Annotated in this window: 27 protein-coding genes and 3 tRNA genes; 12 read left to right on the forward strand and 18 right to left on the reverse strand. The window is 67.9% G+C overall.

Annotated elements, in window-relative coordinates:
- The first annotated feature begins 18 nt into the window (after positions 1–18).
- A complete protein-coding gene (locus AC1RTC_RS08615; RefSeq protein ID WP_493155109.1) occupies positions 19–672 on the forward strand; it encodes an HAD hydrolase-like protein in 654 nt (217 codons plus the stop codon).
- 28 nt (positions 673–700) lie between these two features.
- Here AC1RTC_RS08615 and AC1RTC_RS08620 read toward each other — a convergent pair whose 3' ends face one another.
- Positions 701–904: an RING finger protein gene (locus tag AC1RTC_RS08620; RefSeq protein WP_493155110.1), complete on the reverse strand. Its 204-nt coding sequence runs from the start codon at positions 902–904 to the stop codon at positions 701–703.
- Positions 905–926: 22 nt separating this feature from the next.
- Between AC1RTC_RS08620 and AC1RTC_RS08625 the strand changes: the two genes are divergently transcribed.
- Positions 927–1,370 (forward strand): MarR family winged helix-turn-helix transcriptional regulator, encoded by a 444-nt coding sequence (locus AC1RTC_RS08625; RefSeq protein ID WP_493155111.1) that lies wholly within the window; start codon positions 927–929, stop codon positions 1,368–1,370.
- A gap of 27 nt (positions 1,371–1,397) precedes the next feature.
- Entirely contained in the window at positions 1,398–2,273 is an 876-nt protein-coding gene (locus AC1RTC_RS08630) for a bile acid:sodium symporter family protein (RefSeq protein ID WP_493155112.1), read from the forward strand.
- Here AC1RTC_RS08630 and AC1RTC_RS08635 read toward each other — a convergent pair.
- The 6 genes from AC1RTC_RS08635 to AC1RTC_RS08660 all read right to left on the reverse strand — a co-directional run bounded on the left by AC1RTC_RS08635 (position 2,262) and on the right by AC1RTC_RS08660 (position 6,257).
- Positions 2,262–3,281, reverse strand: coding sequence for an NAD(P)/FAD-dependent oxidoreductase (locus AC1RTC_RS08635; protein ID WP_493155113.1), 1,020 nt, complete (start codon positions 3,279–3,281; stop codon positions 2,262–2,264). The two genes, AC1RTC_RS08630 and AC1RTC_RS08635, sit on opposite strands and share 12 nt — an antisense overlap.
- On the reverse strand, positions 3,278–3,799 hold the full coding sequence (locus AC1RTC_RS08640; protein ID WP_493155114.1) for an isoprenylcysteine carboxyl methyltransferase family protein: 522 nt from the start codon (positions 3,797–3,799) through the stop codon (positions 3,278–3,280). The genes AC1RTC_RS08635 and AC1RTC_RS08640 overlap by 4 nt, the downstream gene beginning before the upstream one ends.
- Positions 3,796–4,842 (reverse strand): type III polyketide synthase, encoded by a 1,047-nt coding sequence (locus AC1RTC_RS08645; protein WP_493155115.1) that lies wholly within the window; start codon positions 4,840–4,842, stop codon positions 3,796–3,798. The genes AC1RTC_RS08640 and AC1RTC_RS08645 overlap by 4 nt, the downstream gene beginning before the upstream one ends.
- Positions 4,843–4,885: 43 nt before the next feature.
- Positions 4,886–5,269 carry a hypothetical protein gene (locus AC1RTC_RS08650; RefSeq protein WP_493155116.1) on the reverse strand — a complete coding sequence of 128 codons (384 nt, stop codon included), beginning with the start codon at positions 5,267–5,269 and terminating at the stop codon, positions 4,886–4,888.
- A gap of 158 nt (positions 5,270–5,427) precedes the next feature.
- Positions 5,428–5,511: transfer RNA gene (locus tag AC1RTC_RS08655), tRNA-Leu, on the reverse strand.
- Positions 5,512–5,549: 38 nt separating this feature from the next.
- Positions 5,550–6,257, reverse strand: coding sequence for an MOSC domain-containing protein (locus AC1RTC_RS08660; protein ID WP_493155117.1), 708 nt, complete (start codon positions 6,255–6,257; stop codon positions 5,550–5,552).
- A gap of 76 nt (positions 6,258–6,333) precedes the next feature.
- Here AC1RTC_RS08660 and AC1RTC_RS08665 point away from each other — a divergent pair, with 76 nt between their 5' ends.
- The 7 genes from AC1RTC_RS08665 to pknB are packed head-to-tail and all read left to right on the forward strand — an operon-like array spanning position 6,334 to position 15,071.
- Positions 6,334–7,005, forward strand: coding sequence for an FHA domain-containing protein (locus tag AC1RTC_RS08665; RefSeq protein ID WP_493155118.1), 672 nt, complete (start codon positions 6,334–6,336; stop codon positions 7,003–7,005).
- Entirely contained in the window at positions 7,006–7,521 is a 516-nt protein-coding gene (locus tag AC1RTC_RS08670) for an FHA domain-containing protein FhaB/FipA (RefSeq protein ID WP_493155119.1), read from the forward strand. It begins immediately after the preceding gene.
- A gap of 4 nt (positions 7,522–7,525) precedes the next feature.
- Positions 7,526–8,770, forward strand: a complete 1,245-nt coding sequence (locus AC1RTC_RS08675) for a PP2C family protein-serine/threonine phosphatase (protein ID WP_493155120.1) — start codon at positions 7,526–7,528, stop codon at positions 8,768–8,770.
- Positions 8,754–10,196: an FtsW/RodA/SpoVE family cell cycle protein gene (locus AC1RTC_RS08680; RefSeq protein WP_493155121.1), complete on the forward strand. Its 1,443-nt coding sequence runs from the start codon at positions 8,754–8,756 to the stop codon at positions 10,194–10,196. Before AC1RTC_RS08675 ends, AC1RTC_RS08680 begins: the two co-directional genes overlap by 17 nt.
- On the forward strand, positions 10,193–11,647 hold the full coding sequence (locus tag AC1RTC_RS08685) for a peptidoglycan D,D-transpeptidase FtsI family protein (protein WP_493155122.1): 1,455 nt from the start codon (positions 10,193–10,195) through the stop codon (positions 11,645–11,647). Before AC1RTC_RS08680 ends, AC1RTC_RS08685 begins: the two co-directional genes overlap by 4 nt.
- Positions 11,644–13,302, forward strand: a complete 1,659-nt coding sequence (locus AC1RTC_RS08690; protein WP_493155123.1) for a protein kinase domain-containing protein — start codon at positions 11,644–11,646, stop codon at positions 13,300–13,302. Before AC1RTC_RS08685 ends, AC1RTC_RS08690 begins: the two co-directional genes overlap by 4 nt.
- 59 nt (positions 13,303–13,361) lie before the next feature.
- Complete coding sequence (pknB, locus tag AC1RTC_RS08695) at positions 13,362–15,071, forward strand: Stk1 family PASTA domain-containing Ser/Thr kinase (RefSeq protein ID WP_493155124.1); 1,710 nt, start codon at positions 13,362–13,364, stop codon at positions 15,069–15,071.
- 27 nt (positions 15,072–15,098) lie between these two features.
- Here the strand turns inward: pknB and AC1RTC_RS08700 are convergent, their stop codons facing one another.
- From AC1RTC_RS08700 to AC1RTC_RS08710, 3 genes are read right to left on the reverse strand one after another with little or no spacing between them, the layout of a single operon-like run.
- Positions 15,099–15,734, reverse strand: a complete 636-nt coding sequence (locus tag AC1RTC_RS08700) for an anthranilate synthase component II (RefSeq protein ID WP_493155125.1) — start codon at positions 15,732–15,734, stop codon at positions 15,099–15,101.
- Positions 15,731–15,892, reverse strand: coding sequence for a hypothetical protein (locus AC1RTC_RS08705; protein WP_493155126.1), 162 nt, complete (start codon positions 15,890–15,892; stop codon positions 15,731–15,733). The genes AC1RTC_RS08700 and AC1RTC_RS08705 overlap by 4 nt, the downstream gene beginning before the upstream one ends.
- Entirely contained in the window at positions 15,892–16,656 is a 765-nt protein-coding gene (locus AC1RTC_RS08710) for a class E sortase (protein WP_493155127.1), read from the reverse strand. The genes AC1RTC_RS08705 and AC1RTC_RS08710 overlap by 1 nt, the downstream gene beginning before the upstream one ends.
- A 104-nt stretch (positions 16,657–16,760) precedes the next feature.
- Between AC1RTC_RS08710 and AC1RTC_RS08715 the strand changes: the two genes are divergently transcribed.
- Positions 16,761–17,006, forward strand: coding sequence for a cell division protein CrgA (locus AC1RTC_RS08715; RefSeq protein ID WP_493155128.1), 246 nt, complete (start codon positions 16,761–16,763; stop codon positions 17,004–17,006).
- Positions 17,007–17,071: 65 nt separating this feature from the next.
- On the opposite strand, the gene AC1RTC_RS08720 is transcribed toward AC1RTC_RS08715, so the two are convergent.
- A complete protein-coding gene (locus AC1RTC_RS08720; RefSeq protein WP_493155129.1) occupies positions 17,072–17,749 on the reverse strand; it encodes a rhomboid family intramembrane serine protease in 678 nt (225 codons plus the stop codon).
- Between the two features lie 171 nt (positions 17,750–17,920).
- The gene (locus AC1RTC_RS08725) at positions 17,921–18,454 is read right to left on the reverse strand and encodes a peptidylprolyl isomerase (RefSeq protein WP_493155130.1); all 534 of its coding nucleotides are present in this window, start codon (positions 18,452–18,454) and stop codon (positions 17,921–17,923) included.
- Between the two features lie 136 nt (positions 18,455–18,590).
- Between AC1RTC_RS08725 and AC1RTC_RS08730 the strand changes: the two genes are divergently transcribed.
- The gene (locus AC1RTC_RS08730; RefSeq protein ID WP_493155131.1) at positions 18,591–19,145 is read left to right on the forward strand and encodes a hypothetical protein; all 555 of its coding nucleotides are present in this window, start codon (positions 18,591–18,593) and stop codon (positions 19,143–19,145) included.
- A gap of 145 nt (positions 19,146–19,290) precedes the next feature.
- Here the strand turns inward: AC1RTC_RS08730 and AC1RTC_RS08735 are convergent, their stop codons facing one another.
- From AC1RTC_RS08735 to gyrB, 6 genes are all read right to left on the reverse strand, one after another.
- On the reverse strand, positions 19,291–19,500 hold the full coding sequence (locus AC1RTC_RS08735) for a hypothetical protein (protein ID WP_493155132.1): 210 nt from the start codon (positions 19,498–19,500) through the stop codon (positions 19,291–19,293).
- A 106-nt stretch (positions 19,501–19,606) separates the two neighbouring features.
- Positions 19,607–19,679 (reverse strand) — tRNA-Ala (locus tag AC1RTC_RS08740).
- Between the two features lie 77 nt (positions 19,680–19,756).
- A tRNA-Ile gene (locus tag AC1RTC_RS08745) sits at positions 19,757–19,830 on the reverse strand.
- Between the two features lie 48 nt (positions 19,831–19,878).
- Complete coding sequence (locus tag AC1RTC_RS08750; protein ID WP_493155133.1) at positions 19,879–20,286, reverse strand: DUF3566 domain-containing protein; 408 nt, start codon at positions 20,284–20,286, stop codon at positions 19,879–19,881.
- Positions 20,279–22,855, reverse strand: coding sequence for a DNA gyrase subunit A (gyrA, locus tag AC1RTC_RS08755; protein ID WP_493155134.1), 2,577 nt, complete (start codon positions 22,853–22,855; stop codon positions 20,279–20,281). The genes AC1RTC_RS08750 and gyrA overlap by 8 nt, the downstream gene beginning before the upstream one ends.
- Before the next feature lie 63 nt (positions 22,856–22,918).
- Positions 22,919–24,958 carry a DNA topoisomerase (ATP-hydrolyzing) subunit B gene (gyrB, locus tag AC1RTC_RS08760; RefSeq protein WP_493155135.1) on the reverse strand — a complete coding sequence of 680 codons (2,040 nt, stop codon included), beginning with the start codon at positions 24,956–24,958 and terminating at the stop codon, positions 22,919–22,921.
- Positions 24,959–25,010 lie beyond the last annotated feature (52 nt).

The raw sequence follows: 25,010 nt of genomic DNA on the forward strand, positions 1-25,010 counted from the left end.
CGCGGATAGGCTTAGCGGGTGCCCGAGTTCAGCTGTATCCTGTTCGACCTCGATGGCACGATCGTCGACTCTGCTCCCGGGATCACCGCGACCCTCGCCTACACGTTCGAGCAGCTCGGGCTTCCGATCCCCTCGCCCGCCGAGCTCGTCGCCTACGTGGGGCCTCCGATCCTCGACTCCTTCCGCGACCTCGCCGGCTTCACCCCCGAGCAGTCGCAGCGGGCCCTCGACATCTACCGCCCGCAGTATCTGAAGACCGGCGTCTTCAACGCGGAGGTGTACCCGGGCATCCCGGAGCTGTTGCGGAGAATCCACGAGTCCGGCATCCCGCTGTCCCTGGCCACCTCGAAGCCCGAGACCCCGGCGACGCTCATCCTCGAGCACTACGACCTGCTCAAGTACTTCGACATCATCACCGGCGCCTCCGACGACGAGAAGCGCAGCGCGAAGGCGGACGTCGTCGAGGAGGCCCTGAAACGGCTCCGGATGCACGGGGCCGACATCACCCGGCCGGTCATGGTCGGCGACCGCAGCCACGACGTGCACGGCGCCGCCGCCCACGATGTGCCGACGATCTTCGTGCGCTGGGGCTACGGCTCGCCCGCCGAGGAGGTCGGCACGATCGGCGCCGCGTCCGACGCGGCCGAGCTCACCCGCCTGCTCCTCGGCTGAGCGGGGTGAGTAGGGCGCTCTGGCGCTCTCAACCCACCGGGCAGTGCATCCGCGTCGAGTGGTGGTCCTGGCTGCGCTCGAAGGTGTGGCCGCTCATCGGCTTGCCGCACAGCGGGCAGGGCTTCTCCGCCACCGAGGGCAGGGGCGGCTCGTTGAACGGGCCCAGTTGTGCCGGGCCCATGTAGGGGAAGAGCGCCTTGTTGAGGCGCTGCCACCAGGTTAGTTTGCTCACAAATAGATAGTACACTAACTAAATGCCGACTCAGCAGGACCCTGACCCCCTAGCCCTCGACCGCCAGGTCTGCTTCGCCCTCGCCGCGGCATCCCGGAGCGTCATCGGCCTCTACCGGCCCGTGCTCGAACCGCTGGGGCTGACCCACCCGCAGTACCTCGTGATGCTCGCGCTGTGGGAGCAGAGCCCGCGCACCGTCCGCAACATCGGCGAGGCGCTGCACCTCGAGCCCGCCACCCTCTCCCCGCTGCTCAAACGGCTGGAGGCGGCCGGCCTGCTCACGAGAGCACGGAGCGCTGCGGATGAGCGAGCACTCGACGTGGCGCTGACCGCGGCCGGCGCATCCCTGCGCTCCGAAGCCGAGAGGGTGCCCGCGCAGATCGTCGAACGGCTCGGGATGTCGCTGCGAGAGCTCGAGGACATCCGCGACGGACTCACCCGCCTGCTGGCCGCCTCTAGCGCCTGACCCCTCCCAGCCGCCAGTATGGGCGCCATGGGATCAGCGTTGACCACCATCGGATTGCCCGTCGCCCTCGGCATCATCATGTTCGGCCTCGGCCTGAGCCTGACGCTCGGCGACTTCGCCCGCGTCGCCAAGCACCCTAGGGCGGTGATCATCGCCCTCGCCTGCCAGCTCCTGCTCCTGCCGGCGCTGTGCTTCGGGCTCGTCCTGCTCTTCCACCTCCCGCCGGTGCTCGCGGTCGGCATGATGCTGCTCTCCGCGTCGCCCGGCGGCACCACCGCGAACCTCTACAGCCACCTGTTCCGGGGCGATATCGCGCTCAACATCTCCCTGACGGCGATCAACTCCGTGATCTCCGTGGTGACCCTGCCGCTCATCGTCAACTTCTCCCTGGCGTACTTCTACCCGTCGGCGGGCCAGCTCGGCATCGACGTGCTCGAGGCGCTCAAGGTGTTCGCGATCGTGCTGGTGCCGGTCGCGCTCGGGATGCTCGTGCGACGGGCCCGGCCCGCCTTCGCCGACCGGATGGACAAGCCCGTGCGCATCGCGTCGATCGTGATCCTGGTGATCGTCATCGCGGGCGCCGTCGCCTCGAACCTGAAGCCGCTCATGGAGAACATCGGCGCGCTGGCCGGCATCACCGTACTGTTCTGCGTCTTGTCGCTGACGATCGGATTCCTCGTCCCGCGGCTCTTCCGTGTAGAGCGCGCGCAGGCCGTGGCCAGCTCGTTCGAGATCGGCATCCACAACGCGACCCTCGCGATCGTCATCGCCCAGTCGGTGCTCGACAACTTCGAGATGTCGCTGCCCGGCGCCGTCTACGGCGTGCTGATGTTCTTCATCGCGGCCGCGTTCGGCCTCGCGATCTCGCGGGTGCCGGCGCGGCAGCCGGTGTCAGCGGGCTAGCTTCTCCACCACGGAGCCGTAGAGCCCGGGGAGCATCCGCGCCAGCGGCACGATCGCGGGCCGCGCCGGCGAGGTCGCGGCGAGCACGAGCCGGTTGGTGAGCACCCGGAAGTCGCGGGTGGTCCGCCGCCACGCGCGGTCGTACCCCAGCTCGCCCAGCGCATGCCCCACCGCGAGCCGCGCCTGGTCGAACCCGAGCCGCAGCCCCTCGCCCGTGATCGCGTCCACGTAGCCGGACGCGTCGCCGACGAGCAGCACCCGCCCGCGTGACGGCGCCGAGGCCCGCTGCCGGAACGGCCCTGCACCCTTGAGCCCCGACACCGAAGGGAGCCCCGCGACTCGGGCCAGCGCCGGAATCCCGGCAATCGTCTCGTCGAAGTCCGTCCGCGGAGCCCCCAGGATCGTCACTCCGACCAGCTCCGGCGCGAGCGGCGTCACGTACACCTCGGCCCGCGGCGCCCAGTGGATCTCGATCAGGTCCGTCCACGGCTCCACCGCGACGTGCCGCGTCATCCCGAAGCGGCGCCGAGAGCGCGGCGCGGGCAGCTCCAGCCCCGCGAGCCGGCGCACCGTCGAGTGCAGTCCGTCTGCCCCGAAGAGCCAGGAGCCCCGGATGCCCGCGGCCACCACCCCGTCGGCATCCTGTTCCACCGACTCGACGCGCGCGACGACCCGCTCGACCCCGAGCTCCTCGGCGCGGGCACTCAGCGCGGAGTGCAGCACAGTCCGCCGCACTCCCCGCCCGAGCCCCGTGGAGAAGAGGTGGTCCGCCCGGTGCCGCGGCGTGTTGTAGCTGACCCCGCGCAGGGGCATCCCCTCGGGGTCGACGCCGAGGCGGGCGAGCAGGGGCACCGCCCCTGGCATGAGCCCCTCGCCGCAGGCCTTGTCGATCACGCCCTCGCGCGGCTCGACCACCGCCACGGTCAGGCCGGCGAGCCGCGCCTCGATCGCCGACGCGAGGCCGACCGGTCCGCCGCCGACCACGATGACGTCGACGTCGCTGCTCACACCAGTTCCTTCAGCGCCCTGTTCTCGGTGGGGATCCGGAAGCCGAGCAGCAGCACCGCGTTCAGCACGGTGAACGTGATCGCGGTAACCCAGGCGGTGTGCACGAGCGGGAGCGCCACCCCCTCGACCGCGACGATCACGTAGTTGGGGTGCGGCATGAAGCGGTACAGCCCGCGCGCGCGCACCCTGGCCGCACCGGGAATGACGATCACGCGGGTGTTCCACTGCGCGCCGAGCGAGTGGATCACCGAGTAGCGCCCGACCTGGCACAGCAGGGCGATCGCGAGCATGGGCCAGCCCAGCGCCGGGATGAACGGGCGGCCCGCCAGCACGACCTCGGCGATGCACGCGAGCAAGAGGCCGGTGTGCAGCGCGACCATCCAGGGGAAGTGCCGCTGCCCGTACTCCAGCCCGCCCCGCGACAGCGCGAGCGCCGCGTTGCGCTTCGAGACCACGAGCTCGACGATGCGCTCCCCGCCGGTCAGCAGTATGAAGACGATGTAGAGGACGACGCTCACGGCCACTCCAGCAGTACGAACTCGGCGCTGACCCCCGGGCCGAGCGCGAACAGGAGGCCGGTGGACCCGGCCGGCTGCTCCCACATGTCCGTGAGCACGTGCAGCACGGCGGCGGAGGACAGGTTGCCCACCCGCTCCAGCGTCGCCCACGACGCCCGGAAGGCCTCCGCCGGCACGTCGAGCGAGTTCGCGAAGGCGTCAAGCACGCGCGGCCCGCCCGGATGCGCGACCCAGGCCGAGACATCCGCAACCTGCATTCCGTGGTCGCCGAGGAACGCCGCGACCTCCGCGGGGAAGTGCCGCTCGATCACCTCGGCGACCCCCGCCGTCAGTACGATCTCGAAGCCGGTGCCGCCCACGTGCCAGCCGATCACGTCGGCGGTGTCGGGGTAGAAGGAGCTGCGGGTGTCGACGATCCGGATGCCCGGCTCCTGCCGGTCGTCCCCCACGAGCACGACGGCCGCGGCGCCGTCGCCGAACAGCCCGGTCGCGACGAAGTTCGCGATCGTCTCGTCGTCGCGCTGCAGGGTGAGGGAGCAGAGCTCGACGCTCAGCAGCACGCCGACCTGGTCCGGATGCCCGGCCAGATAGTCATTGACCCGTGCGAGTCCGGCGGCGCCGGCGACACAGCCCAAGCCGAACGACGGCATGCGCTTCACGTCCGGCCGCAGCCCGAGCCGGGAGACCAGCAGTGCGTCGATCGACGGCGCCGCGATACCGGTCACGGAGGTGAACATCACGAAGTCGACGTCGGGCGCTTCGAGCCCGGCCTCGGCGAGCGCCGTGCGCAGTGCGCGCTCCGCGAGGTCGGTCGCGACCTCGATGAAGATGTCGTTGGACTCCCGGAACGTGCCCAGGTCGCGGTACCGCTCGAGGGGCAGGGCGGTGTGCCTTGTTCCGATGCCGCTGGCGGCGTGCATCCGCTCGAGCACTGCGCGCTTGCCGGGCAGGGAGGAGATCAGCGGCGCGAGCTCGTGCGTGATCTCCGCCTGGGTGTAGGCGTACGGAGGGAGCACCGGTGCGACCGCCGCGATTCGGGACATTTGCTGACGGTAGCACCGTCAGCGGTCGGATCGGTGGGCTTGACTAACCCGCCGGGACCGGCGTGACTTTGAGCGTGAAGTCGACGTTCTGGATGCCGCCATCCTTGTTGCTCAGCGTCACCTCGGTCTCGCCGACCTTCTTCGGCGTGAGGCCGGGGTTGAACGACGCGGACCCGTCGTCCTTGCCCTGCACGAACTCGGCGATCGAGGGGTCCGCGATCTCCGCGGTGTAGCTGTCGACCGCGAGGTCCCCGGTGTTGATCACGAGAGTGCTGTTGAGCGGCACCTCGACGACGGAGCCCTGGATGTCGCCGGAGTTCACCACGATCGGAGCAACGACGGGCCCGGACGCGGCGGCGCAGCCGGATAGACCCGCGAGAAGGACGGATGCCGCAGCAGCGGCGACAACGAGGCGACGGATGCTCATGCCGCCAGTATGGACCTTCGATGGGCCGCGAGGTAGGCCCCTCAGGCGAACGAACTCCGATCGACCCAGCCCCGCAGCGCGATCGTAGGCCTCCACGATGCCGCGCGTGACTAAAAGAAAGAAGGACGCCCCTCGATGGGACGTCCTTCTTGTCGCGGTGCGCGAGGGGGGACTTGAACCCCCATGCCCTCACGGGCACACGGACCTGAACCGTGCGCGTCTGCCAATTTCGCCACTCGCGCTCACCTGCCGGCATTCAGCCGCCGACTGAGCGAGATTATCACAAGGCGACGAGCTCGTCGCCGACGGAGACGGAACCCTCGACCGCGACTCCGGCGCCGATCGCGAGTTTGCCGCCGCGCTCGCGGTGGATGGTGCGCAGCACGTCGAGGTCCTTGTCGACACCGCCCGGCTGCTGGCGGGTCACCATGACGCAGCGCCCGACCTGCTTCACGATGTCGACCACGGCACCGCCCAGGGCTGCGCGCCGGCCCACGAGGTCGTCCTCGCCCGAGTCCGAGAGCAGGATGTTCGGGCGGAAGCGCCGACGGTCCCACCCGCGCAGCGTCCCCTCGGAGACGAGAGACACGACCGTCGCCTCCGTGTCGCGGAACGATCCGGTCGCGCCCTCGAACGGGTCCCACTCGGCGTCGTTCTCGAAGTCGCCCGGGCTCTCGTACCGGCGTGACACCGCCTCATCGGTGGAGCGGAGCGCGACCGGGCGTCCCAGCCACTCGCTGAGGGCGTCGTCATCCCGGGCCACCGTGCCGTCCGGCAGGACGATCTCCAGCTCTCCGGATGCCGTGTAGCGAGCCGAGCCGAACAGCAGTTCCGGCACGCGACGGCCCGTGAGGCCGAAGCCGGTGGCCGTGTCGAAGATGGCGTACCGGCGGTCTCCGGCGAAGCCCTCGGCACCCAGCGAGACCGACGCGACCAGCTCGCCCTGCAGCGACTTGACGGGATACCGCCAGAGCTCGAGTACGCGCACTGCACAACGGTACCGCCCCTTCCAAGGCCCACCGGCTAACATTCGTTCTACCGACGCGAGCAATCTTGGGAGAGCTGTGGGCCTGCTGGACAACTTCGAGAGGGGACTCGAGCGCGCCGTCAACGGCGCCTTCGCGAAGACCTTCAAGAGTGGCTTGCAGCCGGTCGAGATCACGGCCGCCCTGCGACGCGAGCTCGACACGAAGGCCGCCGTCGTCGCCCGCGACCGCATCCTCGTACCCAACTCGTTCACCGTGCGCCTCTCGAAGAGCGACTACGACCGGATGGTCGCGCTCGGGCCCACGCTCACCGACGAACTCGTGCAGCACGTCCAGCAGCACGCCACCGCGCAGCACTACTCCTTCGCGGGCGGCATCTCGATCTCGCTCTCCGAGGACCCGAGCCTCAGCGCCGGGATGCTCGAGATCAAGTCCGACAACGTGCAGGGCTCGGTCGCCTGGACCCCGGTGCTCGAGATCAACGGCAAGCGCTACCCGATCCAGCACTCCCACACGGTCATCGGCCGGGGCAGCGACGCCGACATCACCGTCGACGACTCGGCGATCTCCCGCCGCCACGTCGAGATCCTCTGGGACGGCACCCGGGCGCAGGTCAACGACCTCGGCTCGTCGAACGGCTCCAAGCTCAACGGCAACCCGGTCGCGAAAGCGCCGCTCCCGCCCGATTCGGTCATCGACATCGGCCGCACGCGTATCGTGTTCCGAGTGCTAGCTCAGGCGGGTGTGTAGATGGGCGAGCTGACTCTCCTCATCCTCCGGGTCGCATTCCTGGTGGTGCTCTGGGCGTTCGTCTTCGCGATCGTCTACGCGCTGCGGTCCGACCTCTTCGGGCAGAAGGTGCGCAGGATGCCCGCCCCGGCCGCCGCGTCGGCCCCGCAGTTCACGGCTCCCGCTGCACCGGTTGCCCCGGCCCCGAAGCCGGCGGTCTCGCGCCCTGACACCGGCTCCTCGCTCGGCGCCCACCGGCTCGTCATCACGTCGGGCGCCAAGGAGGGGCTCGAGATCGACCTCCCCGATGAGCTGCTCACCATCGGCCGGTCGAACGAGTCGGACCTCGTCATCCGCGATGACTACACCTCCACCCACCACGCCCGGCTCCTCCTGTGGAACGACGGCTGGGTGATCCAGGACCTAGACTCGACCAACGGCACCTTCCTCGACGGAATCCGAGTCATCGTCCCCACCCAGGTGCCGTTGAACACGCCGGTCAAGATCGGTACGACAAGTTTCGAACTCCGGCGGTAGGTGAATGGCGACTACGGGCAAGAGCGCCGCCGTCTCCCACGTCGGGAAGATCCGGGCCAACAACCAGGACAGCGGCTACGCCGGCCGGTACCTGTTCGTGGTCGCGGACGGCATGGGCGGCCACGCCGGCGGTGACGTCGCCTCCGCGATCGCGGTGAAGCGCATCGCCGAGACCGACCGCCAGTACGCCTCTCCGAACGACGCCGAGTTCGCGCTCCGCACCGCCCTGCTCGCGGCCAACTCCCTGCTCGCCGAGACCGTGTTCGAGCACGGCGAGCTCACGGGCATGGGAACGACCGTCAGCGGCATCGTCCGCGTGGACGACCACATCGCGATGGCGCACATCGGCGATTCGCGGATCTACCTGTTCCGCGACGGCGTGCTCAAGCAGATCACCGCCGACCACACCTTCGTGCAGCGGCTCGTGGACAGCGGCCGCATAACGCCGGAGGAGGCCGCCGTGCATCCCCGCCGCTCCGTGCTGATGCGCGTGCTCGGCGATGTCGACGCCTCGCCCGAGATCGACACCGCCGTCATGAAGACCCTGCCGGGAGACCGCTGGCTGATCTGCTCTGACGGCCTGAGCAGCTACGTCGCCGAGGACAAGATCCAGGCCGTGCTCGGCTCGATCCCCACCGCCCAGGACGCCGCCGAGCGCCTCGTCAAGGAGAGCCTCGACCAGGGCGCTCCGGACAACGTGACCATCGTGCTCGTCGACGTGGACGCGTCCGGCGACTCCGCGCACGAGCCGCCCCTCACGGTTGGCTCCGCCGCGGCGCCGCTCGTCTTCGAGGCCGACAGCGTGCGCCGCCCCCTGCGCCTGCCGAGCCTGCTGCTGCACCCGCTCAAGGCGACGCAGACCGACGACAGCCACTTCGAGCCCGAGTCCGACGAGTACCTCGCCGCACTGATCCAGGAGGACCGCCGCCGGGCCCGCAAGCGCCGCGTCTCCTGGCTCGCCTTCGTGCTGATCGTGATCGCCGTGATCGTGGCGGCGTGCATCCTCGGCTACCAGTTCACCCAGCGCCACTACTTCGTCGGCGCCGTCGACGGCCGGGTCGCCGTGTTCCAGGGCGTGCAGCAGGACATCGGGCCGATCAAGCTCTCGCACGTCTACAAGACCACCACCATCGACCTCGACGACCTGTCGCCGTACTACCAGCAGCAGGTCGAGTCGACCATGAACGCCAACAGCCTGGCCGAAGCGCTAGGCATAGTGGACCGGCTCTCGGATGCCCGCAAACCCTGAGGCCGCGCCCGCGACCGGCACCCTGTCGACGTTCACGTCGACGATCCGGCTGCGCCTGAGGGTCCCCGCCAAGCTGCGGAACCTCGAGTTCGTGCTGCTCCTCCTCGCCGTCGGGATCGACCTGGGCGCCGTCGCGCTCGTCCAGCTCGGGGTCTTCGGCAGTCTGGGGTTCGGGATGCTCGGCCTGGTCGCGCTCGTCGGCCTGCTGATCTTCGGCATGCACTTCGCCATGCGCGTCACGGCCCCGGACGCCGATCCGCTCATCCTGCCCGTGATCACCGTGCTCAACGGCCTCGGCATCGCCATGATCTACCGCATCGACCTCGCGTACGACCTGTCCGGGTGGGACAACGGCGGCATCCGCCAACTCGCCTGGACCGCCCTCGCCGTCATCATCGCGATCGTGGTGCTGCTCGCGGTGCGCAACCACCGAATCCTGCAGCGGTACCGCTACGTCGCGATGCTCACCGGCATCGTGCTGCTCATCCTGCCCGCGCTCCCCCTGATCGGCAGCGACCTGGGCACGAGCGCCCGGCTCTGGATCGCGGTCGGCCCGTTCTCCTTCCAACCGGGCGAGCTCGGCAAGGTCGCGCTCGCCATCTTCTTCGCGGGCTACCTGGTCACCGCCCGCGACTCGCTCTCGATGGTGGGCAAGCGGATCCTCGGGATGCGGTTCCCGCGCGCCCGCGACCTGGGCCCCATCCTCGTGGTGTTCGCGGCCTCGATGCTCGTCCTCGTCTTCCAGCGGGACCTCGGCACCGCGCTCCTCTACTTCGGACTGTTCCTCGTCATGCTGTACGTGGCGACGGGCCGCTCGAGCTGGATCGTCCTCGGCCTCACGCTCTTCGTCGTGGGAGCCTTCACGGCCAGCCGACTGCTCAGCTACGTCGGCGGGCGGGTCGATGCCTGGCTCGACCCCTTCAACCCCGACATCTACGACGCGACCGGCGGCAGCTACCAGCTCGTGCAGGGCCTGTTCGGACTCGCGGACGGCGGCCTCATCGGCACCGGGCTCGGCCAGGGCAGCCCCGAGATCACCCCGCTCGCGGAGAGCGACTACATCATCTCGGCCCTGGGCGAAGAGCTGGGGCTCGTGGGCCTCTTCGCGATCCTCGGCCTCTACCTCCTGTTCGTCTCGCGCGGCTTCCGCATCGGGTTCGCCGGGCAGGACGACTTCGGCCGCCTCCTCGGCGTCGGCCTCTCCTTCGTTATCGCGCTGCAGGTGTTCGTCGTCATCGGCGGCGTCACCCGGGTCATCCCGCTCACCGGCCTGACGACGCCCTTCCTCGCGGCCGGCGGATCGTCGCTCGTCGCCAACTGGATCATCGCCGCCCTACTGCTGCGCCTGTCGGACACCGTCCGGAACCAGCCGCGGCTCGTCGTCGACGACCTCGCCCCCTCCGACCGACTGGTGGTGGGCCAGTGAACAAGGAGCTCAAGCGGGTCAGCACAGTCGTACTGCTGATGTTCATCAGCCTGTTCCTCTCGACCACGATCATCCAGGTGGTCACTGCCGACAACCTCAAGGCGGACGGCCGCAACGCCCGAACCCTGTACGCGAGCTACTCCGCCGAGCGCGGCCCGATCCTGGTCAACGGCGAGCCGATCGCGTACTCGCAACCGGTCGACGACGACTACAAGTTCCAGCGCGTCTACACGAACGGCCCGCTCTACGCGCCAGTGACCGGATACCTCACGCTCAATCAGGGCAACACCGGGATCGAGAGCGCGCTCAACAGCTACCTCACCGGCACGTCGAACAACCAGTTCTTCGACCAGGTGAACGCGATCCTCACCGGCCAGAACCCGAAGGGCGCCTCGGTCGAGCTGACGATCGACCCTGCCGTGCAGCAGGCCGCCTGGGATGCGCTCGGCGACTACCAGGGCGCGGTCATCGCCATCCGGCCGAAGACCGGCGAGATCATCGCCATGGTGTCCAAGCCCACCTTCGACCCGAACGGGCTCGCGGTTCACGACACCGACCAGGTGATCGCCCTCTACAACCAGCTGCTGGACGACCCGCTCGACCCGCTCATCAACCGCACGCTCGCGGGCGCGCTCGACCCGCCCGGGTCGACGTTCAAGCTCGTCGTCGCCTCGGCGGCGCTCGAGAGCGGCAAGTACACCCCCGACAGCGCGTTCCCCAACCCCGCCACCCTCACGCTTCCGGAGACGTCGTTCGACATCAGCAACTCGGACGAGGGCACCTGCGGCCCGGGCGAGACCGCGACGATCGCCACCGCGATCCGACTGTCGTGCAACATCCCGATGGCCGAGCTCGGTGCTGAGCTCGGCTACCGCGCGATCCTCGACCAGGCCAACAAGTTCGGGTTCAACGAGTCGATCGACGTTCCGCTGACCTCGACGGAGAGCGTCTACCCCCGCGTCCTCGACGCCCCGCAGACGATGCTCTCCGCGTTCGGGCAGTCGAATGTCCGTGCATCCCCGTTGCAGATGGCGATGGTGTCGATGGCGATCGCGAACGGAGGCACCATCATGAAGCCCAACCTCGTGGAGAGCGTGCTCTCCTCGAACCTGACGACCATCGAGGCGTTCCAGCCCGAGGTCTACAAGCAGGCGATCAGCCGCGAGACCGCGGCCGCGATGACCCAGATGATGGTTGATGCAGTAGCCAACGGCGCGGCGAGTAATGCCACAATAGACGGGGTTGATGTCGCCGGAAAAACAGGCACAGCACAGAACGACGGCGACAACCCGTACACGCTCTGGTTCACGGGGTTCGCCCCGGCGAGTGACCCGGATGTCGTCGTAGCTGTAGTTGTGCAAAACGGAGGCGGTCTCGGGCAGAACGGGACCTCGAGCGAGATCTCGGCTCCGATCGGCAGGAAAGTACTTGAGGCGGTGCTAGGCAGATGAGACCCTCCAGTGGCCTCACGTTCGGGGGCAGGTACCAGCTCTCCAGTCGCGTGGCGATTGGCGGTATGGGCGAGGTCTGGCAGGCCACCGACCTCGTCATCGGCCGCACCGTCGCCATCAAGATCCTGAAGGACGAGTACCTCGGCGACCCCGGCTTCCTCGAGCGCTTCCGCGCGGAGGCGCGCCACGCGGCGCTGGTGAACCATGAGGGCATCGCGAACGTCTTCGACTACGGCGAGGAGGACGGCAGCGCCTACCTCGTGATGGAGCTCGTGCCGGGGGAGGCGCTCAGCGCGATTCTCGAGCGCGAGCGCGTGCTGCCCGCCGACCGCGTCCTCGATATCGTCGCCCAGACCTCGATGGCGCTGCAGGCCGCGCACGCCGCCGGCCTCGTGCACCGCGATATCAAGCCCGGGAACCTGCTCATCACGCCCGATGGCCGGGTGAAGATCACCGACTTCGGCATCGCGCGCATCGCCGACCAGGTGCCTCTCACCGCCACTGGCCAGGTCATGGGCACCGTGCAGTACTTGTCTCCCGAGCAGGCGAGCGGGCATCCCGCGTCGCCCACCACCGACATCTACTCGCTGGGCATCGTCGCCTACGAGGCCCTCGCCGGCCGCCGCCCCTTCACGGGCGAGTCGCAGGTGGCCATCGCGATGGCGCAGATCAACGAGACTCCGCCGGAGCTGCCGAGCACGGTGGCCGAGCCGGTCCGCAACCTCGTCTACGCCTGTATCGCCAAGAACCCCGCCGACCGCCCCTCCTCGGCCGCCCACCTCGCTCGCGCCGCCCAGGCCCTTCGCCGGGGCGATGTCGCGGCAGCTGCGGCAGCAGTGCCCGGCATCCTCGGTGGCGGCCACGCTGCCACCATCGGCCCGAACTACGGCCAGAACACCCAGGCCACGCAGCTGCTGCCGGCCAACGGACCGGTGACTACGCCGTCGATGCCGACCGAGACCAAGCGACGCAGCCCGTGGACCTGGCCGCTCGTCGCGCTCGTGTCCCTGCTCGCTGTCGTGCTCATCGGCACGATCATCGCGCTGCTCATCAATCCCACACCGACCCCGACGGACCCGACGAGCGCGCCGCCCTCGAACACCAAGCCGAGCAGCCCCGCGCCGAGCCCCTCCGCGAGCGACCGGGTCAAGCTCGACGACAGCGAGCTGCTCGGGCGCACACAGGATGTCGTCTCCGACCGCCTGACGGAGCTCGGGCTCAAGCTCGACGCCCGTATCGGCACCGTCGCGCCGAGCGAGGACCAGGAGGGCCTCGCCTACAGCGTCAACCCGAAGGGCAACGTGCGGAAGGGCGAGACGATCACCGTCTCGTTCTACGCGGAGATCCCACCGCCCCCCGAGGCGACGAAGCCCTCGGCCATGACCGCCTCGCCCGGCCCCTACACGGTGGGCGGAACGGTCACCTTCAGCTGGACGACCTATGCGGGCTGCCCCTCGGGGCAGAGCCTCAACGGGTTCAGCGTGCAGGTGCAGAACGGCACGTTCGTCACGGGCAACTCCAACCGCCCGCCCGGTGACACGTCCGTCGACATCATCCTCACGGGCCCGGCCGGCACGGCCACGAACGTGACCTACTCGGCGCTGTGCAGCAGTGTGGAGTCGCCGCAGTCCGACGCCACCAGCGTCACACCCTAACCAGTCAGGGTCAGCGGTTACACTGGCTGAGATATTGTCCGCAAGTCAGGGGTGGGTTCGTGGTTGAAGGCGTTGCACAGGGCGTGCGCCAGCTTGCCGGGCGCTACCAGATCGGTGAGCTGATCGGTCGCGGCGGTATGGCCGATGTGCACGTGGGCCAGGACAACCGACTCGGCCGGCGTGTGGCCATCAAGCTGCTCAAGCCGTCCCTCGCGAACGACCCGGCCTTCCGCACCCGCTTCCGCCGCGAGGCCCAGGATGCCGCCAAGATGGCGCACCCCACGATCGTGCGCATCTTCGACGCCGGCGAGGAGACCGTGCACGACGCGCACGGCACCGAGACGCTCGTCCCCTTCATCGTCATGGAGTATGTCGACGGCCGCCTTCTCAAGGACATCGTCGCCGAGGGCCCCCTCGAGCCTGCCGAGGCCTGCCGGATCATCGAGCAGGTGCTGACCGCCCTCGAGTACTCGCATCGCGCCGGAGTGGTGCATCGCGACATCAAGCCCGGCAACATCATGATCGCCAGCAACGGCCAGGTGAAGGTCATGGACTTCGGCATCGCCCGCGCGATCTCCGATACGTCTGCCACCATCGCCGAGACGAGTGCCATCGTCGGCACCGCCTCCTACTTCTCCCCGGAGCAGGCGCGCGGCGAGACCGTTGACGCCCGCACCGACCTGTACTCCACCGGCATCGTCCTGTTCGAGCTGCTCACCGGGCGCGCGCCGTTCCGCGGCGAGAACCCCGTCGCCGTCGCCTACCAGCACGTCAACTCGGACGCCGTGCCCCCGAGCTCCCTCAACCCCAAGGTCTCGCCCGCTCTCGACGCGGTCGTGCTCCGCGCGCTCGCGAAGGACCGCTTCGAGCGCTACCAGAGCGCGAGCGAGTTCCGGGCAGACGTCGAGGCCGCTGCCGCCGGGTCCGTCCCCGCGCGCAAGGAGGTCGCGGTCAACGACTTCAATGCGACCCTCTTCGGCGTGAACCCGAGCTCGGTCGCCGGATCCGAGGCTGCCCTCCGCCAGCTCACCGTGGACGAGGACGACCGCATCGTCCGCACCCAGAGCCGCCCGCCGGTCGCATGGATCTGGGCCGGTATCGCGAGCATGGTCGTCATCATCGTCGCGGTCGTCTTCTGGACCCTCAACCTCTCGGCGCCGCAGCTCGCGCCCGACCTCTCGACGGACGTCCCGAACGTCGTCGGGCAGACCTTCGACGACGCATCCAAGGCGCTCGACGAGAGCAAGCTCACTGCAACGCGCATCGACGAGCCGAGCACGACCGTCGCCGAGGGCCTCGTGATCCGCACGGATCCCGAGGCTGGCACGAACGTCTCCCCCCAGTTCGCAGTGAAGGTCTACGTGTCATCGGGCCAGGCGGCGATCGCCATTCCCGATGTCAGCAGGATGCTCGAGGCCGACGCGATCGCGGCCATCGAGAAGGTCGGACTCAAGTACGGCATCTCGACCACCACGTACTCGCCAGACCTCGCCAAGGGCGTCGTTATCGCATCCGACCCGGCGGCCAACAGCGTCAAGCCGGTGCACGCCGGCGACACCATCAACCTCACGGTCTCCAACGGCCTGGTGAACGTGCCTGATGTCACGGGTCAAGCGATCGCCGCCGCGAACGCCGCGCTCTCGCCGCTGCAGCTCTCCATCAAGGTGAACGTGGACACGGGATGCTCGGGCGGAACGGTCGCGGAGCAGTCCATCGTCGGCGACCAGCCCCAGAAGTCGACCATCACACTCCGCTACTGCGGCGGGTAGCAGGGCCGGCGCGGCCCGACGCGCGGACTACAGCTTGACGAGAGGCGTGAGACCTCGCGCGGTCTCCGCAGCCTCGGGGAGGCCCGCCACCGCGAGCCAGTTGCCGAGCATCCGGTAGCCGCCCTCGGTCAGCACCGACTCCGGGTGGAACTGCACCCCGTAGATCGGCGCGCTCTCGTGCCGCAGGCCCATGATCACGCCGCCCTCGGTACGCGAGGTGACGACGAGCTCCGCGGGGACTGTCGAGTCGACAACGGCGAGCGAGTGGTACCGCGTCGCGCGGAACGGCTGCGGAACACCGTCGTAGAACGCGCTGTCGTCGTGCTCGATGAGCGAGGTCTTGCCGTGCATGAGCTCCTCGGCGTGCGTCACGGTCGCGCCGAGCGCCTCCGCGATGGCCTGGTGTCCGAGGCACACTCCGAGGAGGGGCTGACCTGCGGCGAGCGCCGCGGTGACAATCGGGATGCTCACGCCGGCGTCGGCGGGAGTGCCGGGGCCGGGGGAGAGCAGCACGGCGTCGTAGTCCGCGATGACGGCGGCTGCGGCATCCGGGCCGAAAGCGTCGTTGCGCAGCACGGTGGTCTGCGCGCCGAGCTGGATGAGGTACCCGTTGAGCGTGTAGACGAAGCTGTCGTAGTTGTCGATGACGAGAACGCGGGTCATGGCTGCTCCACCGTCACGTCCTGCGGGGTGACGAACTGGTCGATGAACGGGAACACCCAGATCACGAGCGCCGTCGTAATGGCGGCGATGAGCGCGAGCAGGATCAGGAGCCGAACCCACCACGGGCCCGGAAGTACACGCCACAGTGCCCCGTACATCAGCTCGTCGCCTTCACGAGGGCGGCGATCTCCGCGGGCGGGCCGCCGGCGCGCGGGTACCAGGTGTCGTAGACGCCGTAGATGGCCATCCGCTCGGAGGCGGTGTAGACGGGGTTGCAGCTGGTGAGGGTGATGATGCGGTCGGTGGGCGAGACGCCGGGCATCTGCGGCACCGGGTCGAGCACGCCGACGCCGGTCGGCTGCACGTACTCGAGGCTCCGGACGACGTAGCGGTACCAGCCCGCCTCCGTCTCGACGTAGATGCTGTCGCCGATCTGGAGCTTCTCGATGTCGAAGAACGGCGAGCCGTGACCGGTGCGATGGGCGGCGAAGGCGGCGTTGCCGACCGCGCCGGGCATGGCCGTGCCGGGGTAGTGGCCGACGCCGTAGCGCAGCACGTCGTCGACACCGATGCCCTCGGCAATGGGGCGCGTGTAGTCGGCTCCGAACCTCGGGACGATGAGGTTGGCGAACTGCACGGCATTCTCCGGCGCGGTTCCCACCACCGGGGGGCCGGGATCGGGCCGCTCGTTGCTCGCGGGCTTGACTGCCTCGCCCTTGCTCCAGGTCTGGCTGAGCGCGACCGAGTCGTCCTTCTGCGCGCTGCCGTCGATGAGGTTGCCGAGCCAGACCTGCCAGCCCAGGAACATCAGCACGAGAACGCCTGCCGTGATGAACAGCTCGCCGAGAATCCCGACGACGCTCACCCGCCGGCGCGGTGCCGGGCTGCTCGCCCGCGCCCTGCGCCCCTGCTCGATCGACATAGGCTCGATTCTAAGCGGTGAACCGGCTGAGTACGGCGCTCCGAAGGCGGCTCCGGGGCATTCCGCCCAGCCGCTGCCAAGCCGTTCACGCTAGTATCGTGGCCATGGCCCGTACGTCTGCACGCACCAAGACCGACCGTCCCGTCGAGACCCGTTCGGGTGAACAGGCTCCCAATGCGGTCTGGTTCAAGCCCGTCATGTTCGGCTTCATGCTGCTCGGCCTGGTCTGGATCATCGTCTTCTACGTGAGCGGCAGCACCCTTCCGATCCCCACACTGGGCTCCTGGAACATCCTCGTCGGCTTCGGCATCATGTTCATCGGCTTCCTCATGACCACGCGGTGGCGCTGATTCCTCGTCGAACTACACGGGTGTAGTTATACCCACTGTGGAGAGGCCTGTGGATAACTCGCAGGTCAGGCTAGCTGCGCGAGCACGATCCGCACCGCACTGACCGCCACGAGCACCGCGACGACGAGCGCCACCAGAACGATCTGGGTGATCTGCTGGTCGCGGCGGCGGGTGCGCAAGTAGACGAGAGCGACCGCCGCGCCAGCCAGGAGACCGCCGACGTGCGCCTGCCAGGAGATGTTCGTGCCCGGCAGGAATCCGATCACGAGGTTCGCCCCGATAACGATCATGAGCTGGACGGTGTTGCCGCCCAGCTTGCGCTGGATGACGAAGAACGCACCGAGGAGACCGAAGATGGCGCCGGATGCCCCGAGCACGGAGGTGCCCGGGACGAGCAGCAGCACCGCGACCGCCCCGCCCAGTGCACTGACCAGGTACAGCGCCAAGAACCGCCAGCGACCCACCGACCTCTCGAGCAGGGGGCCGAAGAGGAACAGCGAGAGCATGTTCAGCCCGATGTGCAGCAGACTGCCGGGCGAGTGCACGAAGGCGTAGGTGATCATGCGCCACGGCTCGGTCGCCTCCCACGGCAGTCTGGCCACGAAGAGCAGCGAGACCGTCACGGCGTCGGTGATCATCTGGAGCACGTAGATGATCACGTTGATCGCGATCAGAGTCCACGTGACGATCGGCTGGTCGCGCGAGCGCAGCCGCGCCAGCAGCGGCGACTTCGTGCGCGGCATGCTCGCGTGGCCCTCGCGCACGCATTCCGGGCACTGCACTCCGACGGCCGCCTGGGTCTGGCACTGCGGGCAGATCGTGCGCCCGCAGCGCTGGCAGAGCACATAGCTCTGCCGGTCAGGATGCCGATAGCAGAAGTTGGCCGAGGAGCTCGGCGCGCTCGTCACCGAGGATCAGACCTCGTCGATCGTGATGCCCTGGATCACGACATCCGTGAGGGGCTTGTCGCGAGCATCCGTGTCGACTGCTTCGATGGCGTCGACGACCCGCTTCGACTCCTCGTCGGCGACCACGCCGAAGATGGTGTGCTTGCCCTGAAGCCACGGGGTCGGAACCGTCGTGATGAAGAATTGGGACCCGTTGGTGCCCTTGCCGCCGCGGAGGCCGGCGTTCGCCATGGCGAGGACGTAGGGCTCGTTGAAGTTCAGCTCGCCGTGGATCTCGTCGTCGAACTCGTAGCCGGGGCCGCCGATGCCCTGCCCGAGCGGGTCGCCGCCCTGGAGCATGAAGTCCTTGATGATGCGGTGGAAGATGACGCCGTCGTACAGCGGGTCGGTCGACGCCTTCCCGGTTGCGGGGTGGGTCCACTCCTTGGTGCCCGAGGCGAGCCCGGTGAAGTTGGCAACGGTCTTCGGCGCGTGGTTGCCGTAGAGGTTGAGCTTGATGTCTCCGAGGGTGGTCTTCATGGTCGCGACAGCGGTGTGCATGGGCTCAATTCTTGCATAGCGCTCTCTGCACAAGTCCTGATATCACTCGGCGGCCTCACAGGCAATGCTTTAGTGCGGATGGCAGCACCGTGACAGTATTGGATCACGGCTTTGATTCCCCACTGGAGGTTTCCCCATGGCACTATCGCGCAAGCGCCGGAAAGAACTGAACCGGCTCAAGAGCCAGGCTGAGGATCTCTGGGACGACCAGAAGGAACTCCTCGACCACGCGTCGAAGGTAGTCCGCGATGCAAGCAGGCAGGCCGCCCACTACGCCCGTGAGGAAGTGGCGCCCCGCGTGCGCGACACCTTCGAGGACACGGTCCGCCCCGCGGTGAGCACGGGGCTGCGCAACGCGCGCTCGGCAGCGGAGTCCGGGCGCGAGCGGCTCGTCAGCGACGTGCTGCCCGCCATGACCTCGGCACTCGGCACGGCGCTGGCGGCTATCGAGGTCGCCAAGAACCGCCAGGTTCGGGATGCCATCAGCCGAGCCAGCCGCATCGGCACAGATCTCGGCACCAAGGCAGGCATCATCAAGCCCAAGCCGGCCGGCCCCGGCCGCTACATCCTGATCGGCGTGGGAGTGGTCGCCTTCGCCGCCGTCGCCTACGCAGCCTGGCAGACGCTCCGAGCCGACGACGACCTCTGGATCGACGACGAGCCCGAGACGCCCCTGGCTGACGAGGGCTGATCCACCAGACTGCAACAAGAGCGCCGGCCTTCGGGTCGGCGCTCTTGCCGTTTAACTAGTTCCGCGCTACACCTCTTGCGTCGCGCTACAGAAATACCTGTGGCGCGACAGCAGACCTGTAGCGCGACTGTCGGGACGACCCCGGTCAACGCGAGCGGGCGAAGCCCCAGCCCTTGCCCGCGCCGACCCGCCACACGGCAAGGGTCACGACGGTCCAGAACGTCAGCGTGCCCAGGTCGGCGACCGCCGTCCTGCCCGACATCGTCGGGACGAGAACCATGGCGATCCACTCGATGGCGCACACGGCGAAGAGCAGCATGGCGGTGAAACCGACGATCACGCGGAGCTGACTCACCCGGGCAGTGTGCGCCATGGGGCTGGGAAGAGCCGGAGAGCGTGGGGGAATCGACGCCTGGTTAAACGAAGAACGCCGCCAATAGTTGGCGGCGTCTCTACGTTCGTGGAGCCTAGGGGAATCGAACCCCTGACCTCCTGCTTGCAAAGCAGGCGCTCTACCAATTGAGCTAAGGCCCCTCGAGTGAATCAGCTATCGGCGCCGCAGGAGCGGCAGCGCACTATCAGCACTAAGGAACCTCTTGTGGAGGTTCCAGTGGGGATACGAGGACTTGAACCTCGGACCTCTTCGTTATCAGCGAAGCGCTCTAACCGCCTGAGCTATATCCCCCGGGGACCAGCCAAACTTACCTTATTCGGCAAGCCAAGCTGAAATCGCCTAGTTGTTGGTGAATCCGACCAGCAGTCCGCCGGTGAGGCGGACGCTGAAGTTGTACAGCATGCTCGCGATCGCACCGAGGGCGGTACCGACCACGATGTTGAGCACCGCGATGATGAACGAGAACAGCGCGACGGTCGGGAGCGAGAACGTGTTGGTCACGCTGAACGTCGGGTCGCCGAGGATGTCGACGAGAATGCCGTTGAGGCTGGAGAAGATCCCCGTGGAGTTGAGCACGATCCACACCAGGATCGTCGCGACGATGAGCACGATGCCCAAGGACACCGCCACGAGGAACGACAGCTTGACCGCCGACCAGAAGTCGACGTAGACCAGCTTGAGCCGAACCTGCTTGACCGCTACCTGGCGCTGGGATTTGCGCTGGAGCTTCTCCGCGACACTACTCATCTACTGATTCGTCCTTCCCAGTGGGCTCAAGTTCATCCTGCTCGGCAGGCTCGTCGAGTTCCTGATTCTCCAAATTGCGTTCACTGTTCCTGGCGATCGCGATGATCTTGTCATCCTCGGCGAAGCGAGCGAACACCACACCCATCGTGTCACGGCCCTTGGCCGGAACCTCAGCGACAGACGAGCGTACCACCTTGCCGCTGGAGAGAACCACGAGAACTTCGTCATCCTCGTCGACTATCAGGGCGCCCGCGAGGATTCCGCGGTCGTCGTTCAGCTTGGCGACCTTGATGCCCAGGCCGCCGCGATTCTGCGGGCGGTACTGGTCGACCGAGGTTCGCTTCGCGTACCCGCCCTCGGTCACGACGAACACGAAACCGGAGTCGGTGACGACGCTCGCGGAGAGCAGGGTGTCGTCCTCCCGGAAGTCCATGCCCTTCACACCCGAGGTCGACCGCCCCATCGGGCGCATCGCCGAGTCGGAGGCGAGGAACCGGATCGACTGGCCCTTGCGCGACACGAGAAGCACCTCGGAATCGTTCTCGACGAGCATCGCCGACACCACCTCGTCGTCATCGCGGAGGTTGATCGCGATGATCCCGCCGGTGCGGTTGGTGTCGTACTCGGTGAGCGCCGTCTTCTTCACCAGTCCGCCGCGGGTGGCGAGCACCAGATAGGTGGCGGCCGCGTAGTCGCGGATGTCGAGGATCTGCGCGATCTCCTCGCCCGGCTGCATTGCCAGCAGGTTCGCGACATGCTGGCCCTTCGCGTCGCGGCCGGCCTCCTGCAGCTCGTACGCCTTCGCGCGGTAGACGCGACCGGTGTTCGTGAAGAACAGCAGCCAGTGATGGGTAGTCGTCACGAAGAAGTGGTCGACGACGTCGTCCGCGCGGAGCTGCGCACCCTTCACTCCCTTGCCGCCGCGGTGCTGGCTGCGGTAGTTGTCGCTGCGGGTGCGCTTGATGTAGCCGCCGCGCGTGACCGTCACCACCATCTCCTCTTCGGGGATGAGGTCCTCCACGCTCATGTCGCCGTCGAACCCGAACATGATCTCGGTGCGGCGGTCGTCGCCGTACTTCGCGATCAGCTCGGTGAGCTCCTCGCTCACAATGTCGCGCTGCCGCTGCGGGCTCGCGAGGATCACCTTGTACTCGGCGATCTCGAGCTCGATCTCGGCGAGCTCGTCCATGATCTTCTGGCGCTCGAGGGCCGCGAGGCGGCGGAGCTGCATCTCCAGGATGGCCCGGGCCTGGAGCTCGTCGATAGCGAGCAGGCTCATCAGCCCTTCGCGGGCGTCCTCGACGGTGGCCGAGCGACGGATGAGGGCGATGACCTCGTCAAGAGCATCCAGCGCCTTCACGTAGCCGCGCAGGATGTGGGCGCGCTCCTCCGCCTTCTTCAGGCGGAATTGCGTACGCCGGACGATGACCTCGATCTGGTGCTCTGCCCAGGCAGTGATGAAGCCGTCGAGCGAGAGCGTGCGCGGGATGCCGTCGACGATCGCGAGCATGTTCGCGCCGAAGTTCTCCTGCAGCTGGGTGTGCTTGTAGAGGTTGTTGAGCACGACCTTCGCGACAGCATCGCGCTTGAGCACGATGACGAGGCGCTGGCCGGTGCGGCCGGAGGTCTCGTCCCGGATGTCAGCGATGCCGGCGAGCTTGCCCTCCTTGACCAGGTCGGCGATCTTCAGCGCGAGGTTGTCGGGGTTGACCTGGTACGGCAGCTCCGTGACCACGAGGCACGTGCGGCCCTGCAGCTCCTCGACGTTGACGACTGCGCGCATGGTGATGGACCCGCGGCCGGTGCGATAGGCATCCTGGATGCCCTTCATGCCGAGGATCTGGGCACCGGTCGGGAAGTCGGGCCCCTTCACGCGCTGGATGAGCGCCTCGAGCAGCTCCTCCTGCGACGCATCCGGGTTGGCGAGGTGCCAGAGCGCGGCCTCGCCCACCTCGCGCAGGTTGTGCGGGGGGATGTTCGTCGCCATACCGACGGCGATACCGACGGATCCGTTGACGAGAAGGTTCGGGAACCGACTGGGGAGGACTGTCGGCTCCTGGGTGCGGCCGTCGTAGTTGTCCTGGAAGTCGACGGTCTCTTCCTCGATATCCCGGACCATCTCCATGGCGAGCGGCGCCATCTTGGTCTCGGTGTACCGGTGGGCCGCGGCGCCGTCGTTGCCGGGCGAGCCGAAGTTGCCCTGGCCGAGCGCGAGCGGGTACCGCAGGCTCCACGGCTGGACGAGTCGGACGAGTGCGTCGTACACCGACGAGTCGCCGTGGGGGTGGAACTGGCCCATGACGTCGCCGATGACGCGGGTGCACTTCGAGAATCCCTTGTCGGGACGGTAGCCGCCGTCGTACATCGCGTAGATCACGCGGCGGTGCACGGGCTTCAGGCCGTCGCGCACCTCGGGGAGGGCGCGGCCGACAATGACGCTCATCGCGTAGTCGAGGTACGACCGCTGCATCTCGAGCTGCAGGTCGACCTGCGAGATCTTGTCGTGCGCGGTGTCGACGACCTTGTCGGCGAAGGTGGGCTCTTCTTCTGGTTCTGTTACATCAGCCATTGTTTAGCTCCGTGGTGGGGTCTCGATACGGTCGCTGAGCGACCTACTCGACCGGCGGGAAGATCAGATATCGAGGAATCGAACGTCTTTGGCGTTCTTCTGGATGAAGCTGCGGCGGGATTCGACGTCTTCGCCCATGAGGGTCGAGAAGATCTCGTCCGCGGCGGCGGCGTCATCGAGTGTCACCTGGAGCAGCGTGCGGGTGGCCGGATCCATGGTTGTCTCCCACAGCTCCTTGTAGTCCATCTCGCCGAGGCCCTTGTAGCGCTGGATGCCGTTGTCCTTCGGCATCTTCTTGCCGGACGCGAGGCCCGACTCGACTAGTGCGTCGCGCTCACGGTCGCTGTACACGTACTCGTGCTGTGCGTTGCTCCACTTGAGGCGGTAGAGCGGCGGCTGCGCGAGGTACACGTAGCCGAGGTCGATGAGCGGGCGCATGTAGCGGAAGAGCAGCGTGAGCAGCAGGGTCGTGATGTGCTGGCCGTCGACATCCGCATCGGCCATCAGCACGATCTTGTGGTACCTGGCCTTCTCGGGGTCGAAGTCCTCGCCGACGCCGGCGCCGAAGGCGGTGATCATCGACTGCACCTCGTTGTTGCCGAGCGCGCGGTCGAGCCGGGCCTTCTCGACGTTGAGGATCTTGCCGCGCAACGGGAGGATGGCCTGGAACTCGGGGTTGCGGCCCTGCACCGCCGAGCCGCCGGCCGAGTCGCCCTCGACCATGAAGATCTCCGACAGCGCCGGGTCCTTGCTGGAGCAGTCCCGCAGCTTGCCCGGCATGCCGCTCGACTCGAGCAGCCCCTTGCGGCGGGTCTGCTCGCGCGCCTTGCGCGCGGCGATGCGCGCCTGCGACGCCTGGATCGCCTTGCGGATGATGTCGCGCGCCTGAGTGGGGTTGCGGTCGAACCAGTCGCCGAGCTGCTGACCGGCGATGCGCTGCACGAACGCCTTCGCCTCGGTGTTGCCGAGCTTGGTCTTCGTTTGGCCCTCGAACTGCGGCTCGGCGAGCTTCACGGAGATGACCGCGGTGAGACCCTCGCGCACATCGTCCCCGGAGAGGTTCTCGTCCTTCTCCTTGATGATGTTCTTCTCGCGCGCGTACCGGTTGACGAGCGTGGTGAGCGCCGCCCGGAAGCCCTCTTCGTGCGTGCCGCCCTCGTGGGTGTTGATCGTGTTCGCGTAGGTGTGGACGCTCTCGGTGTAGCCGTTGGTCCACTGCATCGCCACCTCGAGCGAGATCTTCTTCTCGGTGTCCTCGGCCTCGAAGGCGATGACCTCTGGGTGGATGAGGTCGTTCTTCTTCGCCTTGTTGAGGTACTCGACGTAGTCGGTGAGACCGCGCTCGTACATGTAGCTGTCGCTCACCTCCTCCTCACCGCGCTCGTCGGTGAGGGTGATGCGCAGACCCTTGTTGAGGAAGGCCATCTGCTGGAAGCGCGCGCGCAGCGTCTCGTAGTCGAACTCGACGGTCTCAAAGATGTCGGCGTTCGGGTAGAAGGTCTGCTGGGTGCCGGTCTCCTCAGTGGCCTCGCCCTTCGCGAGCGGTGCCTCGGGCACGCCGTTCTGGAAGCTGATGCGCCACACGTGGCCCTGGCGGCGCACCTCGGTGTCGACCTCGCGCGAGAGCGCGTTGACCACGGAGATGCCGACGCCGTGCAGACCGCCCGAGACGGCGTAGCCGCCGCCGCCGAACTTGCCGCCGGCGTGCAGGATCGTCATGACGACCTCGACCGACGACTTGTTCTCCTGGGTGTTGATGTCCACCGGGATGCCACGGCCGTTGTCGCGCACGCGCAGACCGCCGTCCTTCCGGATCCAGATCTCGATGTTGTCGCAGTAGCCGGCCAGCGCTTCGTCGACGGAGTTGTCCACAACCTCGTACACGAGGTGGTGGAGACCGCGCGGGCCGGTCGAGCCGATGTACATGCCGGGGCGCTTGCGCACCGCTTCCAGTCCCTCGAGGATCTGGATCTGGTCGGCACCGTAACTGTCGGGAGCGACGTGCCCGTTCGAGATGTGGCCGTGAGCCGAGCTGTCGTCGGGAGCTTCCTCTTCGGGGGGAGTCGAGCCTTCGGAACTGTTCTCTGGGGGCACCGATGTCATCTGAAGTTAGGCTCCTGCCACTTGGTATCACGGCCATTCGGGGCGAGAATCT

The sequence above is a fragment of the Rhodoglobus sp. GW821-FHT12B09 genome (genome assembly GCF_058809925.1).